Below are 15184 nucleotides of genomic sequence, written 5' to 3' on the forward strand. Positions count from 1 at the left end.
CATCTGGGGTTGGACACAGCCCGCTGTAGGAGCGGGTTTACCCGCGAAGAGGCCGGCGCTGGTTGAATCGATTTCCAGTCAATACACATCCCGCCGATACCGCCCATCCTCGATCAACTGCTGTACAGCTTCTTCACCCAGCATGCGATTGAGCGCAGCATCCACCCCCGCCGCCATGCCTTTCAGGCTGCCGCAGACATACACGCAAGCCCCATCGGCTACCCAGCGCTTGAAGTCCTCGGCCTGCTGCAGCATCACGTCCTGCACATACACCTTCTCGGCCTGATCGCGCGAGAACGCCAGGTCCAGCCGTGCCAGGTCGCCGTTGTCCAGCCAAGCATGCAGCTCATCGCCGCACAGCAAGTCATGCGCCCGATTACGCTCGCCGAACAAAAGCCAGTTGCGCTGCTCACCGGCATTGACCCGCGCGCGCAACAGGCTGCGAAGGCCTGCCAGGCCAGTGCCGTTACCGATCAGGATCATCGGCGCAGCGGCCTCAGGCAGATGGAAACCACTGTTACGCCGCAGGCGCAGGCTCAGGGTGCCATTCATTGGCAGGTATTCGGTCAGCCAGCCAGAGCCCAAGCCAAGGTTGCCGTCGGGGTGGCGTTCCTGGCGCACGATCAGCTCCAGCACACCATCGCTAGCGATCGAGGCGATGGAGTATTCGCGGCTGCCGATCGGTACCAGTGCATCCACCAGTGCCTGCGGCTGCAAGCCGATCAGGTGATCGCGGCGCGTCGGCAACTGGCGACCAGCGAGTGCCTGGGCAAGGGTTTCGCTCAGGCCATTCACCTGCACTTGGCTGCTGGCGTCCAGTGCCATGCCCTTGAGGAACGCGTCGATACGTGGCTGCCCATTTAGCGGCAGTATTTCTACCAGGTCGCCGGCTTCCCAGCTCGCAGGTTCTGCAGCCTGCAGGCCAAGCAGGTACACCGGTTGGCCTTGGCTGCCGGGGTTGAGCAGTTTGCGGCGCACCAGCGACCAGTTGGCAAAGGTTGGCGGCTGCCAGGCGGCGACCGGCTGGGCGCCGGTCAGTTGCGCCAGTTCCTGCTGCCATTGCTGCAGAGCGGCCTGGTCGGCGTTGTCCACTTCCACCGGGCTGAATGCACTGCTGGCGCCGCGCTCCCCCAGCCACGCCTGGAGGCGACGAGCGAAGCCGCAGAAGTGCGGGTACTGACGATCACCGAGGGCGAGCAGGGCATAGTTGAGGTTGTTCAGTGCCCAAGGCTGGCCGAGCACCTTGCGCTCGAAGGCGCGGGCGCTGTCGGGTGCTTCACCGTCGCCGAAGGTACTCACCACGAAGAGCGCGCGATGGGCCTGGCGCAGGTCGTTTTCACCCAGCTGGGCAAGGGCGCGCACTTGAACGGGCTGGCCGGCTGCCTGCAGCTGCCTGGCGCTCTGCCAGGCCAACTGTTCGGCAAAGCCACTCTGGCTGGCAAAGCCGATCAGCCAGCCGTCGCCATTGCCGTTGCTGTTGGCGACGTTGCCACGGGCTGCGCGCACCTGACGTTTCTTGCGGCGACGGTCGAGGTACAGCAGCCAGCCGGTGACGAAGAACAACGGCATGGTCAGGCTGGCGATGGTGACGATGATGCGCCCCGGCAAGCCGAAGTACTCGCCCACATGCAAGGCGTAAACACTCTGCAGCAGTTGCGCCTTGAAGGACTTGTCGGTGTAGCGGTCGTGCTTTTTAACCTGGCCGGTGGCCGGGTCCAGGACCAGGGTATTGAAGGCACGTGGGTGGGCAGCGTTGTCGAGCAGGTAGAACAGGTTGGCCGGCTGACCGCCAGCGGGCGGCAGGCGCAGGTTGTAGGTGGACAGGCCTGGGCCCGCGGCATCCTTGAGGTTGGCCCAGATGGCGTCATAGTCCACCACCAGCGGTGGCGCATCCCTGTCGACTTTCTGCGGCCCGTGCCGGCCACGGCCTTCACCACGTTTTTGCTGCTGGCCCGCAGCCGGCGCGTCAGCCAGCAGCTTGTTCAGGCCTTCGCGGTACCACTCATAGGACCAGAACAGGCCGGTCAGGGCGAACAGAAGGTAGAACAGCAGGCACCAGGTACCTGCCACGGCGTGCAGGTCCCAGTTGAAGGCGCGGCCTTTCTTGGCCCATTCGAAGGTCAGCCAGGTGCGCCAGGCCAGTGCTTTGCGCGGCCAGCGCAGGTACAGGCCGGACAGGCAGAAGAACACCAGCATCAAGGTGCAGGCCCCGGTGATTTGCCGGCCAGTATCGCCCATGGCGAGGAAACGGTGCAGCTTGAGCATGAGGTTGAAGAAGCCTTGCCCGGCCACTTCACCCTTGAGCTCGCCGGTGTACGGGTCGGCATAGCGCAGTTCGCCACGGCGTTCGCCCGGTGCAGGCATGAAGAAGATACGTGCAGCGTTGCCTTCACGCACGTCGACCCACAGCATCGACACCTTGTCGTGCTGCTGGGCTTCGACTCGTTTAACCAGCTCGGCCGGCGGCAGCACGCCTTCGGCGCGTACTTCTACCTTGAGTACATCGGCATTGAATGCGCGCAGCAGTTCTTCCTGGAACGAGTACAGCGCCCCGGTAATGCCCATCAAGGCCAGCACCAGGCCAGCGGTGATGCCAAAGAACCAGTGCAATTGGAACAGCGTCTTCTTCACCACGTTACTCACCTTGAGTTGCTGCCGCGACCTGCGCGGCGTGCATTATGCCTTGATACGCAAAAGCCCCGCTCACGGGAATGAACGGGGCTCGGGGTGACTTGATTAGAAGTGGAAGTTGGCACTCATGAGTGCAGTACGGCCAGGCGCTACGTGAGCGTAATGCGTAGCGAATACTTGATCGAAGTAACGCTTGTCGGTCAGGTTCTGCACATTCAGTTGCAAGTCGACATTCTTTGTCAGGCGATAGGTAGCCATGGCGTCATAGCGCCAGTAGGAAGGTACCTCGACCGAGTTGGCTTCGTCACCGAAGCGCGAATCGACAAAAGTCGCTCCAGCACCAACGGTCAGTTGCGGAATGATGTCGTAGGTCGACCAGAACGTGAAGTTGTTACGCGGCGTGCTAGGCATGTGGTTGCCTTCGTTCGCTGCAGTAGAGGTTTTCACGATCTCGCTTTCCATATAGGTGTAGCCGCCATAGACCTTCCACTTGCTGGTCAGGTTACCCGAGTAGGTCAGCTCCACACCCTGGACCCGTTGTTCGCCATCGAGCACCTGATATGTGGCATTGTCTGGATCGGTGACGCGTGCGTTGGTTTTGTCGGTACGGAACAAGGCTGCGGTCAACGATAGGTTATCGTCGAAGAAGTCCCACTTCGTGCCGATTTCGTAGTTGCGGTTACGTTCTGGATCGAGGTTGCTGTTGTTGGCCGCCAGCTCCAGGCCTCCATTACCGCTGGTTTCGCCCGACGGGTTGCTGGAGGTCGACCAGGCGGCGTAAATACTGCCGTTGGGCAACGGCTTGTAGACTACGCCAACTTGGTAGTTCCACAGATGCGCGTTGTTTTCGCGAGAGAAGTCCCCCGCAACCGAGCCACGCCCACCTGTGCTGTATCCGCTTGATTTGGTCTGGTAATCGTCGTAACGCAGGCCGAGGTTCAGCGACCACTGTTCGTTGAAAGTCAGTGTGTCAAATACGTAGGCAGCGCTGGTCTTCGTATCCGTATCGGTGAAGGCTTGGCTGTCGGTAATCGTGCCAGACCAGCCGTCATCCGGGGATGGGTCGTAGAGGCTGGTGCAGTCGCCCGAAGCCAGCAAGGCGGGGGTGCAAACAGTGCCTGTGCCAGCGGCCGAGGTGACGACATACCCGCGGTTATGCGTGTCGCTGTAGGTGAACTCCAGGCCTGTCACCAGGCTATGCTCGATGAAGCCGGTATTGAACTTGGCACTCAGGTCGGTCTGGTTCACCCAACCTTTGGACGTCGAATTGCGGTTCTTGGTGGCGCGATAGACCGTACCGTTGGCGACGTTACCTTTACTGTCATCCGGGTTGGTCACGATGTAGTCGAGGGTCGAGCGCGACATGCGGAAGCTGTTGGACAGTGTCAGGTTTTCGTTCAGGTCATGTTCGATACGGATCGTGCCGCTGTCGTTGCTGGTCTTGCGGTAGTCGCGTCCGTTCAAACCGTAGAAGTTGTCGCGGTCTACATGAGCCGGGCCATCTACATTGTATTTGCTGCGCGTGGCGCTGCGATTCAGCGGGATGCCGTAGTCAGGCATATCGTCGGTTTTCAGGTGGTAGTAACCCACTGTGACCCGTGTATCGGTGCCCAAGCCAAAAGCGAACGACGGTGCCACCCCCCAACGGCTCACATCCACATCGTCACGACCGGCGACGTTGGCTTCGTGCTTCATCAGGTTCAAGCGAAAGGCAGAGGTGTCGGTCAGCTGTTTGTTCAAATCCAGGGTGGTGCGTTTGGTCTGGTCTGAACCCCAAGTGAACCCACCGTTGTAGCTATCGCCAAGTTTTGCGCTCTTGGTGACCAGATTGAGGCTCCCGCCCGTCGAGCCAGCACCGGTAAAAGCGGAGCCAGGGCCTTTTGCGACCTCAATGGACTCCACGTTGAAGATCTCCCGGCTTTGGGATGCGACATCGCGCATGCCATCGACAAATACGTCACTTTCGGCGTTGAAGCCGCGGATGATAGGGCGGTCACCCGCTGGGTTGCCGCCTTCGCCTGCGCCAAAAGTGATGCCTGGGGTTGTACGCAAGGCGTCTACCAAGGACGTCGCCCCCGTGTCACGAATGACTTGCTGAGGGATCACCGTGACACTCTTCGGTGTTTCACGCAGCGGGGCGGTGTACTTCTTCGAGCTGGCGGTATCCGTCTTGTAGCTGGTGACATCCTGTGCCGCGTTGACGCTGGTTGCGTCGAGTGAAATGACAGAATCAGCAGCCTGATCATCTGCATATGCAAGCTGAGCAGTCGATGCTGCAGAGATGGCAACGCCAATGGCGGACGCAAGCAGGCGTTGTGAGCTCACAGCAGATGGCACGTAATGACGCATTGGTAAGGACCTTCCCCAAGGTTTCGAGGCGGTGGATCTTAATGTAAGCAATTTTGACTAACAATTGAGATTCGTTACCATTCGTGAAGAATTTACAATCTTTACAATTTGTCTTTACGGTTTCATGCAGCTGAAACGTCTTAACTGGCGAATGGGGCTTGTGTAGCGCAAAAGGGAATCAATATCATTGAGCCTTTACATTTCCCAACGGTGCTGTTGCCATGCTGCTTCACATCCCAGGTCTGTTCGACGCTGATGAACTGGCCCGTATTCGCGAGGCGCTGGAGCAGGCCGACTGGGCCGATGGCAAGCTTACGGCGGGTTATCAGTCGGCCAAGGCCAAGCACAACCTGCAGTTGCCGGAAGGCCATGCGCTGGCCAAGGAAATTGGCACTGCGTTGATCGACCGCCTGTGGAAAACCCCGCGCTTCATGTCGGCAGCGTTGCCGCACAAAGTGTTCCCGCCGCTGATCAATTGCTATCGCGAAGGTGGCAACTTCGGCTTCCACATCGACAACGCCCTGCGCCAGCCCAAGGGCAGCCCGGAGCGGGTGCGTACCGACCTGTCTTCCACGTTGTTCCTCAGCGACCCGGAAAGCTACGACGGCGGTGAGCTGGTGATCCAGGACACCTATGGCGTGCAACAGGTCAAGCTGGCCGCCGGTGACATGGTGCTGTACCCCGGCACTAGCCTGCACAAGGTCAACCCGGTGACCCGTGGCCAACGCTATGCCGCATTCTTCTGGACCCAGAGCCTGGTGCGCGATGACAGCCAGCGGACGCTGCTGTTCGAGATGGACAACGCAATCCAGCAACTGACTGCCGATGTGCCGGACCATCCTTCGTTGTTGCAGCTGACGGGCACCTACCATAACTTGCTGCGCCGCTGGGCTGAGGTCTGAGCCGTGTCCTACCTGCTGCGGCGTGAGGAAGTGGTGGATGTGGCCGGCTTGCAGGCCATGCTCGAGGAATCCCCCGGCAAGGCCGCCCAGGCAATTCTGGCGGCAGCGGGGCAGGGTGCGGTCGAGGCGCAGTTGCTGCTGGGGCAGATCCTGCTGGATGGGCTTGGCATCCAGCAGGATGCCACCGTCGCCCGGCGTTGGTTCGGTATCGCTGCACAGGGGGGGAATGCCATGGCGCACAACATGCTCGGGCGTTGCCTGGAGCATGGTTGGGGCGGTGAGGTGAGTTTGGCGCAGGCTGCCGTTCACTACGCCCGTGCGGCCGATTCCGGTTTGGACTGGGGCCTGTATAACCTGGGCAACCTTCTGGCGACCGGGCGCGGGGTGCCGGTCAATCAGGTGCAGGCGCTGATGTGCTACGAGAAGGCTGCGCAGCTGGGGCATGCCAAATCGATGAATCTCTATGGGCGTTACCTGGAGCAGGGCATTGCCACGGCGCCCAGCCCGGCGCGGGCGGTGCGCTGGTATCGGCGTTCGGCCGAGGCGGGGGATTTTCGCGGGATGTTCAGCCTGGCGCTGGTGCTGGTCGAGCGTGGGCAGTTGGCCGAGGCAGGGCAGTGGCTGGAGCAGGCCCGGGTTGCGGGGAACATGAATTTCCTGCGTGCTGCGTTGGTAACCCTGCAGGACGCGGGGCCGGTGTTGATGGCCTTTGCGGCGCGGTATGCCGAGGAAATCGATCGGCGCGAAGAGGCCGGTACAGGAGAGCACACATGAAAACGGGGCCTTTCGGCCCCGTTGTGCATTACAGGTAGTAAGCCTTCAGCGGCGGGAAGCCGTTGAATTCCACTGCGCTGTAGCTGGTGGTGTAGGCGCCGGTCGACAGCCAGTACAGGCGGTCACCGATGGCCAGGTTCAGCGGCAGCCCGTACTTGTAGTTCTCGTACATGATGTCGGCACTGTCGCAGGTCGGGCCGGCGATGACCACTTCTTCGGCTTCGCCTTTTTTCTCGGTCCAGATCGGGAACTTGATGGCTTCGTCCATGGTTTCGATCAGGCCGGAGAACTTGCCTACGTCGGTGTAGATCCAGCGCTCGACGGCGGTACGCGACTTGCGTGCGACCAGCACCACTTCACTGACCAGGATACCGGCGTTGGCGATCAGCGAACGGCCAGGCTCGAGGATGATTTCCGGCAGTTCGTCACCGAAGTCTTCCTTGAGGAAGCGGATGATTTCTTCGGCGTAGGTTTCCAGGCTGTTGGTACGGGTGATGTAGTTGGCCGGGAAGCCACCACCCATGTTGATCAGCTTCAGTTCGATGCCGTCTTCTTCTTTCAGGCGCTCGAAGATCACCTTGACCTTGGCGATGGCGGCGTCCCACACGCTGATGTCGCGTTGCTGCGAACCCACGTGGAAGGAGATACCGTAAGGAACCAGGCCCAGGTCGCGGGCGAGGATCAGCAGGTCCATGGCCATGTCGGTCTGGCAGCCGAACTTGCGGGACAGTGGCCAGTCGGCAGTGGTGGAGCCTTCAGTCAGAATGCGCACATACACTTTCGAGCCCGGTGCGGCCTTGGCGATGTTGCGCAGGTCGGCTTCCGAGTCGGTGGCGTACAGGCGCACGCCCTTCTCGTAGAAGTAGCGGATGTCCTTGGACTTCTTGATGGTGTTGCCGTAGCTGATACGGTCAGCGCTGACACCGCGGCCCAGTACTTTGTCCAGTTCGTAGATCGAGGCGATGTCGAAGCTCGAACCTTTCTCTTTGAGCAGGTCGATGATTTCCACGGCCGGGTTGGCCTTGACCGCGTAGTAGACCTTGGCAAATTCGAAACCGGCGCGCAGGTCGTCATACGCCTGGCTGATCATCTGGGTGTCGATGAGTACGAACGGGGTTTCCTGCTTGTCAGCGAACGCCTTCATTTTCTGGAAGGTTTCACGCGCGAAATAGTCTTCGACCTGGATCGACATGCTCAGGGACTCCATGGGCAAACTGAAAGATTAAGTGGCTGCAAACTGAACGTCCTCCGTATCCCCACTTTGGTTCGCCTACTCAGTACTTGAGCCGGATGGATCGTTTCCAGCATGGACGTTCGGCGCGCACTTTAGGGCGTGAAGAATGCAGAATCAACAGGCAATCCGGGCGTGATCGACGTGGATCGACGACCAGCCATTTGAATAACCGACTCGTGTGACCGGCTGATGTTCCCTGCGATGTTTCAAGCGTAAAAAATTGTGGAATGGAGCGTGTTGGGTCCTTCGCGGGCAAGCCCGCTCCCACAGGGGATACGCGTTCAATGTGGGAGCGGGCTTGCCCGCGAAAGGGCCGGAGGTGTTCATATTTATGGCCACATTTTCCTGGTACCCCCGTACAGGAAATCGCCCATAAATTTTTTGTTACCGACTGGCGGATTTGCTGCTTTTGATGCGAAACATTACTATTCGCACCCTTATCTGCCTCCCTGATGACCCCGACCGTGTCCGGACACAAAGGCTTCCTCGACCACTACCATGAGCTGATCGGCACCTGGACGCGCAAGCTGCGCAGTCGTCAGCAGGCCGAGGACCTCACCCACGATGCCTTTGTCCGGGTACTGGAAACCCCGCGCGAGCAGGTTGAGCAGCCACGCGCCTACCTGCATCAGGCTGCGCGCAACATCGCTGTGGATGGCTTCCGTCGCGAAGACCGACGCCAGGCCCTGGAGCGGGAAGCCTTCGAAGAAGGCGCAACCGGCAGTGGCGACCCGGAAGCCTACGTGCATGCCCTGGAGCTGGCCGACAGCGTTGAGCGGGCGCTGGCCGAGCTGCCTCTCAACTGCCGGCAGGTGTTCATCTGGCAGAAGCTCGAAGGCCTGACTCAGGCCGAGATTGCCGAGCGCATGGGGTTGAGCAAGAACATGGTCGAAAAGTATATGATCCGCACGCTCCGGCACCTGCGTGAGCACCTGGATGTGTCGGCATGAAGAGTCAGGAGATCTTTTCGATGGAACAGCACGGTACCGATGCCGTCCGCGAGCAGGCGGCCGCATGGTTCGCCCGCGTGCAGGATGCACCTCGGGATGCCGGGCTGCACAAGCAGTTGCATGCCTGGTTGGCGAGCGACGAGCACCACCGGGAAGAATATGAGCATCTCTGCCGCGTGTGGCAGGCCGCCGACTTCATTCCACGTCAGCGCCTGGAGGCGCTGTGCCAGCCAGACCCGGTGCAGCAGCTGCCACGACGGCGTTTCATGCGCCAGGCGTTGGCCGCCAGTGTCGCGGTAGTGGCGCTGGGCCTGGGCTGGGGCGGCTGGCACCACCTGCAACTGAACCATCAAGGCAGCCTGCAGACGGCCTTCAATGAGCGCCGTCAGGTCGAACTGCCGGATGGCTCGCATCTGGAGCTCAATGGCAACACGCAGTTGCAGGTCGAGTTCAGCGCCGGCCGGCGGCACGTGCGCCTGAACGCCGGTGAAGTGATGTTCAGCGTCGCCCATGACAGTAACCGGCCGTTTGTGGTCGACACTGCCCAGGGCAGTGTGGTCGTCACAGGTACCCGCTTTGACGTCCGCCTTGACCCAGCCAGCACCCGTGTGGCGGTGGAGCAGGGGTCGGTGCGGGTGCAGGGCAAGGGCGACTCGCCGGCGCAACTGTCGGCCGGGCAGGGGTCGCATATAGATGCACAGGGCCTGGTCGCCGCACCCTATGCGGTCAACACCGGCGCCATGACCGCATGGCGACAGGGCAAGCTGGTGTTCGACAACGCAACCCTCGCCGAAGTAGTGGCCGAAACCTCGCGCTACCGTCGCCAGACATTGCGGGTCGCCCCTGGGAAAGTCGCCCGGCTGCGCCTGTCCGGTACCTTCAGTACCAACGATACAGACGCTCTGCTGCGGGCCTTGCCGAGCATTCTACCGGTGGCCATCAAAGCTCATGAAGACGGCTCCAGCGAAATAATCGCCAAATAGATTCAGGTTTTTTTTCACTCGTTCGTCTTCCTCGCCAGCTGCAACTGCCAAGCATTTCCATTTGCACGCGGTTGGCGTTTATTCCGCATTCCAGGATGTTTCGACGACGTGAACAACAACAAACCTCTCCCACGCTTTCGCGCCCTGGCGCTGGCCCTGGCGGTCAGTACTGTGGCCGTTGGTAGCCCGGCCGCAGAGGCCGCTAATGCCCTCCACATCCAGGCCCAGCCGTTGGGTTCGGCGCTGAACCAGCTCGGCCAGCAGACCAGCCTGCAGCTGTTTTTCAGCCCCGAGCTGGTCGCCGGCAAACAGGCCCCGGCGGTATCGGGCAACCTGGCGCCGGTGCAGGCGCTGCAACAGCTGTTGCAAGGCAGCGGGCTCACCTACGAGATGTCCGGGGACACCGTTGTGGTGAAGCCTTTGCCGACTACCCTTGACCTGGGCAGCGGCAGCCTGGAGCTGGCCCCCACCGACATCAAGGTGGTCGGTGACTGGCTGGGTGATGCCCAGCAGAGCGTGATACAGAACCATCCCGGGGCACGCACCGTGGTACGCCGCGAGGCAATGGTGGAGAAGGGCGCAATGAACGTGCGCGACGTGCTGCGCGGCATCCCTGGCGTGCAAGTGCAGGACTCCAACGGAACCGGTGGCAGCGACCTGTCGCTGAACGTGGGCGTGCGCGGCCTTACTTCGCGCCTGTCGCCGCGCTCCACGGTACTGATCGATGGCATCCCGGCCGCCTTCGCGCCGTATGGCCAGCCACAGCTGTCGATGGCACCGATTTCTTCTGGCAACCTCGACAGCATCGACGTCGTGCGTGGTGCCGGCTCGGTGCGCTACGGCCCGCAGAACGTGGGTGGTGTGATCAATTTCGTAACCCGGGCGATTCCGCAAAAGGCCTCGGCAGAGCTGTCCACCACCCTGGAGACCTCCCAGCACGGTGGCTGGAAACACACCGAGTCAGCCTTCGTCGGTGGCACGGCCGACAATGGCATGGGCGTGGCGCTGTTGTACACCGGGGTGAATGGCAACGGTTACCGTGAAAGCAACAACGGCAACGACATCGACGACGTTATCCTCAAGACGCATTGGGCGCCAACCGATGTCGATGAGTTCTGGCTCAACTTCCATTATTACGATGGCCGTGCCGACATGCCGGGTGGCCTGACCCAGGCCCAATACGACAGCAACCCGTACCAGTCGCTGCGCGATTACGACTACTTTGCGGGCCGGCGCAAGGATGTGTCGTTCAAATGGCAGCGGCAGCTCGACGACGCCACCCAGTTCGAAGTGCTGACCTACTACACCGACAGCTTCCGCGGCAGCACAATAGCCTCGCGGGACATGAAGACGTTGTCGTCGTACCCGCGCAACTACCACACCTTCGCCATCGAACCCCGTGTGTCGCGCATCTTCTTTGCCGGCCCAACCACCCAGGAAGTGAGTGTCGGTTACCGTTACCTGAAGGAAGCGATGCGCGAACAGACGACTCGGCTGGCGCTGATCGACAACGTGCCGACGGAGACCCCGACTTCCGACGGCCACGTGTTCCAGGACCGCAGCGGCGGCACCGAGGCCAGCGCCTACTACATCGACGACAAGATCGACGTGGGCAACTGGACCATCACCCCTGGCGTGCGTTTCGAGCATATCAATACCGACTGGCGCGACCGCCCGGTGCTGGGCGCCAACAACCTTCCGGTAGCCGAGAAGAAGCGCAGCATCACCAGCAACGAGCCTTTGCCGGCGTTGAGCGTGATGTACCACGTTTCCGATGCCTGGAAGGTGTTCGCCAACTACGAAACCTCGTTCGGTAGCCTGCAGTACTTCCAGCTGGGCCAGGGCGGTTCTGGCAACAGTACGGCCGATGGCCTGGAGCCGGAAAAAGCCAAGACCTACGAAATCGGTACCCGTTATGACAATGGCAGCTTTGCCGGTGAGCTGACGGCGTTCTACATCGACTTCGATGATGAGCTGCAGTACATCAGCAACGACGTGGGCTGGACCAACCTCGGTGCGACCAAGCACCAGGGCATCGAGGCTTCGGTGCGTTATGACCTGGCCGGGCTGGACCCGCGGCTGGACGGGCTGTCGGTGAGCGGTGGCTACACCTATACCCGCGCGACCTATGAAGGGGATATCCCAGGGTTCAAGGGTCGAGACCTGCCGTTCTATTCACGCCAGGTGGCCACTGCCGGAGTGCGTTACGCAGTTAACCGCTGGACCTGGAACCTGGACGCCTATGCCCAATCGAAGCAGCGTGCGCCGGGAACCGGGATCAATGCCGACGGCAGCTTCAATGGCGACTACATCACCGAGCCGAGTGCCGACGGGCGGTATGGCGATATACCGGGCTACGTGACCTGGCATGCCCGTGGTGGTTATGAATTCGGGCCGCAGTGGTCCAATTTGAAGCTGGCGGCGGGGGTGAAGAACCTGTTCGACAAGCAGTACTTCACACGTTCGAGCGACAACAATGCCGGCCTTTACGTGGGTGAGCCGCGGACCTTCTATGTGCAGGCCAGTGTTGGGTTTTGATCCGAGATTACCGGGGCCGCTTTGCGGCCCTTCGCAGGTAAACCCGCTCTTGTAGGAGCGGGTTTACCTGCTAAAGGGCGCAAAGCCCCCCCAACGCTTACGAAACCACCGCCTCGGCCGGCGAAACGATACTGGTCTTCGCCCCCCGCGACCTCCCCGAGCTCAGGTACGCCGCAATCGACTCCTGCGTCACCTCGCCCAAGAACACCTGCTCGGCATCCAGCACTGGCAACCACGCGCGGTTGAACTCGTACATACGCGACAACAGGATGCGCAAATGCTCATCGTGCGACGCCGTGGCATTGAACGGCCGCAGGAAATCGCCACACGTCCCTTGCTGGCGGTGCATGTCGCGTCGGCGTACATAGCCCAGCGCCTTGTTTTGCGCATCGGTCACCACCACGTAGCGGCGGTCGTGTTCATCAAGCAGCTCCAGCGCATCGCTCACAGGCGTTTGCGGGCTCACCGACGGCGCGTTGTCCGCGGCATCCTCGGCACGCACCAGCAACAGGCGCTTGAGCGTGCTGTCCTGGCCCACGAAGTTGCTGACGAAATCATCCGCCGGGTGGGCCAGCAAGGTGTCCGGATGGTCCAGTTGCAACAGCTTGCCGGCACGGAAGATGGCAATCTTGTCGCCCAGTTTGATCGCTTCGTCGATGTCGTGGCTGACCATGATCACCGTCTTGTTCAGCGCCCGCTGCATTTCGAAGAACTCGTTCTGGATCATCTCGCGGTTGATCGGGTCGACCGCGCCGAACGGTTCGTCCATCAACAGCACGGGTGCATCTGCTGCCAGGGCACGAATCACGCCGATACGCTGTTGCTGGCCGCCGGACAGCTCGCGCGGGTAGCGTTGCAGGTACTGCTTGGGTTCGAGCTTGATCATGTGCATCAGCTCGAGGGCGCGTTCGTGGCATTTCTGCTTGTCCCAGCCGAGCAAGCGTGGCACCACGGTGATGTTTTCTTCGATGGTCATGTTGGGAAACAAACCGATTTGCTGGATCACATAGCCGATGTGCCGGCGCAGGGTGACTTCGTCCAACCCGGTGGTGTCTTCGCCATTGATGAACACTTGGCCCGAGGTGGGCGTGATCAGGCGGTTGATCATTTTCAGCGTGGTGCTCTTGCCACAGCCCGAGGGGCCGAGGAACACGCAGATTTCCCCTTCGTTGACGGTGAGGCTTACCGAGTCGACGGCTTTGACGTCCTTGCCGTTGACGTTGAAGGTTTTGCTGAGGTTCTTCAGTTCGATCATGAGCGCAGTCCTTCTGGAGTCAGGGCACGTTGCAGGGTTTGCAGCAGCAGGTCGGCGATGATTGCCAACAGGCTCACCAGCAAGGCGCCGATCAGCAGCATCGACATGTCGCTGCGGCTGATGGAGGTGAGGATGAGCACACCCAGGCCGCCGGCACCGATGGTGGCAGCAATGGTCATGACACCGATGTTCATGACCACGGCGGTGCGTACACCGGCGAGGATGACCGGTACGGCGATGGGCAGTTCGACCATGCGCAGGCGCTGACCGAAGGTCATGCCTATTCCGCGTGCGGCTTCACGGATGCCGGGCTCGACATTGGTCAGGGCCAGGTAGGTGTTGCGCAGGATCGGCAGCAGCGAGTACAGGAACACCGCAGTGATCGCTGGCAACGGCCCCAGGCCCTGGCCGAACTTGGAGTAGAACGGCAACAGCAGGCCGAACAGGGCAATCGAGGGGATGGTCAGCAGCACTGTGGCGCTGGCCTGCAGCGGGCCTGCGAGGGCCGGAAAACGAGTCATCAGGATGCCCAGCGGCACCCCGACCAGAATCGCCAGGCCCACGGCAACGCCTACCAGCATGATGTGCTGCCAGGTCAGATGCAGCACCTGGGCCCAGTCCAGGTGGCTGAAGGTATCGATCAGGTTCATGGCTGGCCCTCGCTGTTCAGTGGGTGCTTGCGCAGAAAGTCCGCGGCCACGGCAGTGGGGTTCTGGTGCTCGACATCGACCTTGGCGTTGAGCTGGCGCATGGTTTGGTCATCCAGTTGCTCGGCCAGCGGCTTGAGCAGGCCAGCCAGCTGCGGGTTGGCGTCGAGCGTGGCTTTGCGCACCACCGGCGCGGCGGTGTAGTCGGGGAAGTAGTGTTTGTCGTCTTCCAGCAGCTTGAGGTCGAAAGCGTCCAGGCGGCCGTCGGTGGTATACACCAGGCCGGCGAACACCTGATTGTTGCGCATGGCGGTGTACACCAGCCCGGCGTCCATCTGGCGGATGTTGCGCCGGCTCAGCGGCAGGTCATACATTTCGCGCAGGCCTACCAGGCCGTCGGGGCGGTTGGCGAACTCGGTGTCCAGGGCCACCAGGTGATTACGCTTGCTCTCGTCGCGCAGCACCTGGTTGAGGTCGCTGATCGAGTTGATCTGCGGGTAGGCCTCGGCGACCTGCTTCGGCAAGCCGAGGGCATAGGTGTTGCTGAATTTCGACGGGGTCAGCCAGATCAGGTCTTTTTTGGCATCCAGCTCCTTGACCTTGGCGTAGGTGGCCTCGGCGCTGGGCATGCGCTCTTCGATGTGGTTGTACGACACCAGCGACACACCGGTGTATTCCCACATCAGGTCGAGCTGGCCGGTTTCCTGAGCCTGGCGTGCGAGGCTGCTGCCAAGCCCGCCGATGACACGCACATCGAAGCCGTTGGCGCGCAGGTATTGCGCGGTGATTTCGGCGAGCACGGTCTGTTCGGTGAACACCCGCGCGCCGATGCGGATCAGCGGTTTTTCCGCTGCCTGGGCAAATCCTGCGTACAGCAAGGCCGCGCCCAGTAGCAAGGCGATTCTCTTCTTCATACGTTTC

11 protein-coding genes are annotated in these 15184 nt (G+C 61.2%); 5 read left to right on the forward strand and 6 right to left on the reverse strand.

Translation table 11 applies throughout. The features are described from left to right. Nucleotides 1-78: 78 nt before the first annotated feature. On the reverse strand, nucleotides 79-2634 hold the full coding sequence (locus ACE4QZ_RS06690) for a PepSY domain-containing protein (protein ID WP_103463233.1): 2556 nt from the start codon (nucleotides 2632-2634) through the stop codon (nucleotides 79-81). Between the two features lie 102 nt (nucleotides 2635-2736). Further along, nucleotides 2737-4980 carry a TonB-dependent receptor gene (locus tag ACE4QZ_RS06695; RefSeq protein WP_103443524.1) on the reverse strand — a complete coding sequence of 748 codons (2244 nt, stop codon included), beginning with the start codon at nucleotides 4978-4980 and terminating at the stop codon, nucleotides 2737-2739. Between the two features lie 221 nt (nucleotides 4981-5201). Here ACE4QZ_RS06695 and ACE4QZ_RS06700 point away from each other — a divergent pair, with 221 nt between their 5' ends. Both ACE4QZ_RS06700 and ACE4QZ_RS06705 read left to right on the forward strand, forming a co-directional pair. Further along, nucleotides 5202-5882 carry a Fe2+-dependent dioxygenase gene (locus tag ACE4QZ_RS06700; RefSeq protein WP_021781785.1) on the forward strand — a complete coding sequence of 227 codons (681 nt, stop codon included), beginning with the start codon at nucleotides 5202-5204 and terminating at the stop codon, nucleotides 5880-5882. Between the two features lie 3 nt (nucleotides 5883-5885). Then, nucleotides 5886-6656: a tetratricopeptide repeat protein gene (locus ACE4QZ_RS06705; RefSeq protein ID WP_021781786.1), complete on the forward strand. Its 771-nt coding sequence runs from the start codon at nucleotides 5886-5888 to the stop codon at nucleotides 6654-6656. Between the two features lie 28 nt (nucleotides 6657-6684). Here ACE4QZ_RS06705 and ACE4QZ_RS06710 read toward each other — a convergent pair whose 3' ends face one another. Continuing rightward, entirely contained in the window at nucleotides 6685-7848 is a 1164-nt protein-coding gene (locus ACE4QZ_RS06710) for a type III PLP-dependent enzyme (protein WP_021781787.1), read from the reverse strand. A gap of 494 nt (nucleotides 7849-8342) precedes the next feature. Between ACE4QZ_RS06710 and ACE4QZ_RS06715 the strand changes: the two genes are divergently transcribed. The 3 genes from ACE4QZ_RS06715 to ACE4QZ_RS06725 all read left to right on the forward strand — a co-directional run bounded on the left by ACE4QZ_RS06715 (nucleotide 8343) and on the right by ACE4QZ_RS06725 (nucleotide 12361). Further along, on the forward strand, nucleotides 8343-8840 hold the full coding sequence (locus ACE4QZ_RS06715) for an RNA polymerase sigma factor (RefSeq protein ID WP_012051258.1): 498 nt from the start codon (nucleotides 8343-8345) through the stop codon (nucleotides 8838-8840). Nucleotides 8841-8860: 20 nt separating this feature from the next. Beyond that, complete coding sequence (locus ACE4QZ_RS06720; protein ID WP_028697397.1) at nucleotides 8861-9823, forward strand: FecR family protein; 963 nt, start codon at nucleotides 8861-8863, stop codon at nucleotides 9821-9823. Nucleotides 9824-9931: 108 nt separating this feature from the next. Continuing rightward, complete coding sequence (locus tag ACE4QZ_RS06725) at nucleotides 9932-12361, forward strand: TonB-dependent siderophore receptor (RefSeq protein ID WP_028697398.1); 2430 nt, start codon at nucleotides 9932-9934, stop codon at nucleotides 12359-12361. Between the two features lie 97 nt (nucleotides 12362-12458). Here ACE4QZ_RS06725 and ACE4QZ_RS06730 read toward each other — a convergent pair whose 3' ends face one another. The 3 genes from ACE4QZ_RS06730 to ACE4QZ_RS06740 are packed head-to-tail and all read right to left on the reverse strand — an operon-like array spanning nucleotide 12459 to nucleotide 15177. Next, nucleotides 12459-13616, reverse strand: a complete 1158-nt coding sequence (locus ACE4QZ_RS06730; RefSeq protein WP_103463231.1) for a betaine/proline/choline family ABC transporter ATP-binding protein — start codon at nucleotides 13614-13616, stop codon at nucleotides 12459-12461. Then, nucleotides 13613-14266 carry an ABC transporter permease gene (locus ACE4QZ_RS06735; protein WP_028697400.1) on the reverse strand — a complete coding sequence of 218 codons (654 nt, stop codon included), beginning with the start codon at nucleotides 14264-14266 and terminating at the stop codon, nucleotides 13613-13615. Before ACE4QZ_RS06735 ends, ACE4QZ_RS06730 begins: the two co-directional genes overlap by 4 nt. Continuing rightward, entirely contained in the window at nucleotides 14263-15177 is a 915-nt protein-coding gene (locus ACE4QZ_RS06740; protein WP_021781792.1) for a glycine betaine ABC transporter substrate-binding protein, read from the reverse strand. Before ACE4QZ_RS06740 ends, ACE4QZ_RS06735 begins: the two co-directional genes overlap by 4 nt. Nucleotides 15178-15184 lie beyond the last annotated feature (7 nt).

This window comes from Pseudomonas sp. DCA-1 (genome assembly GCF_046523955.1).
Classification (GTDB): Bacteria; Pseudomonadota; Gammaproteobacteria; order Pseudomonadales; family Pseudomonadaceae; genus Aquipseudomonas; species Aquipseudomonas putida_Y.

Coding starts and splice junctions, on each gene's coding strand:
- ACE4QZ_RS06695 (WP_103443524.1), bottom strand. CDS start 4,980: ATGCGTCATTACGTGCCATCTGCTGTGAGCTCACAACGCCTGCTTGCG.
- ACE4QZ_RS06700 (WP_021781785.1), top strand. CDS start 5,202: ATGCTGCTTCACATCCCAGGTCTGTTCGACGCTGATGAACTGGCCCGT.
- ACE4QZ_RS06710 (WP_021781787.1), bottom strand. CDS start 7,848: ATGTCGATCCAGGTCGAAGACTATTTCGCGCGTGAAACCTTCCAGAAA.
- ACE4QZ_RS06715 (WP_012051258.1), top strand. CDS start 8,343: ATGACCCCGACCGTGTCCGGACACAAAGGCTTCCTCGACCACTACCAT.
- ACE4QZ_RS06720 (WP_028697397.1), top strand. CDS start 8,861: ATGGAACAGCACGGTACCGATGCCGTCCGCGAGCAGGCGGCCGCATGG.
- ACE4QZ_RS06730 (WP_103463231.1), bottom strand. CDS start 13,616: ATGATCGAACTGAAGAACCTCAGCAAAACCTTCAACGTCAACGGCAAG.
- ACE4QZ_RS06735 (WP_028697400.1), bottom strand. CDS start 14,266: ATGAACCTGATCGATACCTTCAGCCACCTGGACTGGGCCCAGGTGCTG.
- ACE4QZ_RS06740 (WP_021781792.1), bottom strand. CDS start 15,177: ATGAAGAAGAGAATCGCCTTGCTACTGGGCGCGGCCTTGCTGTACGCA.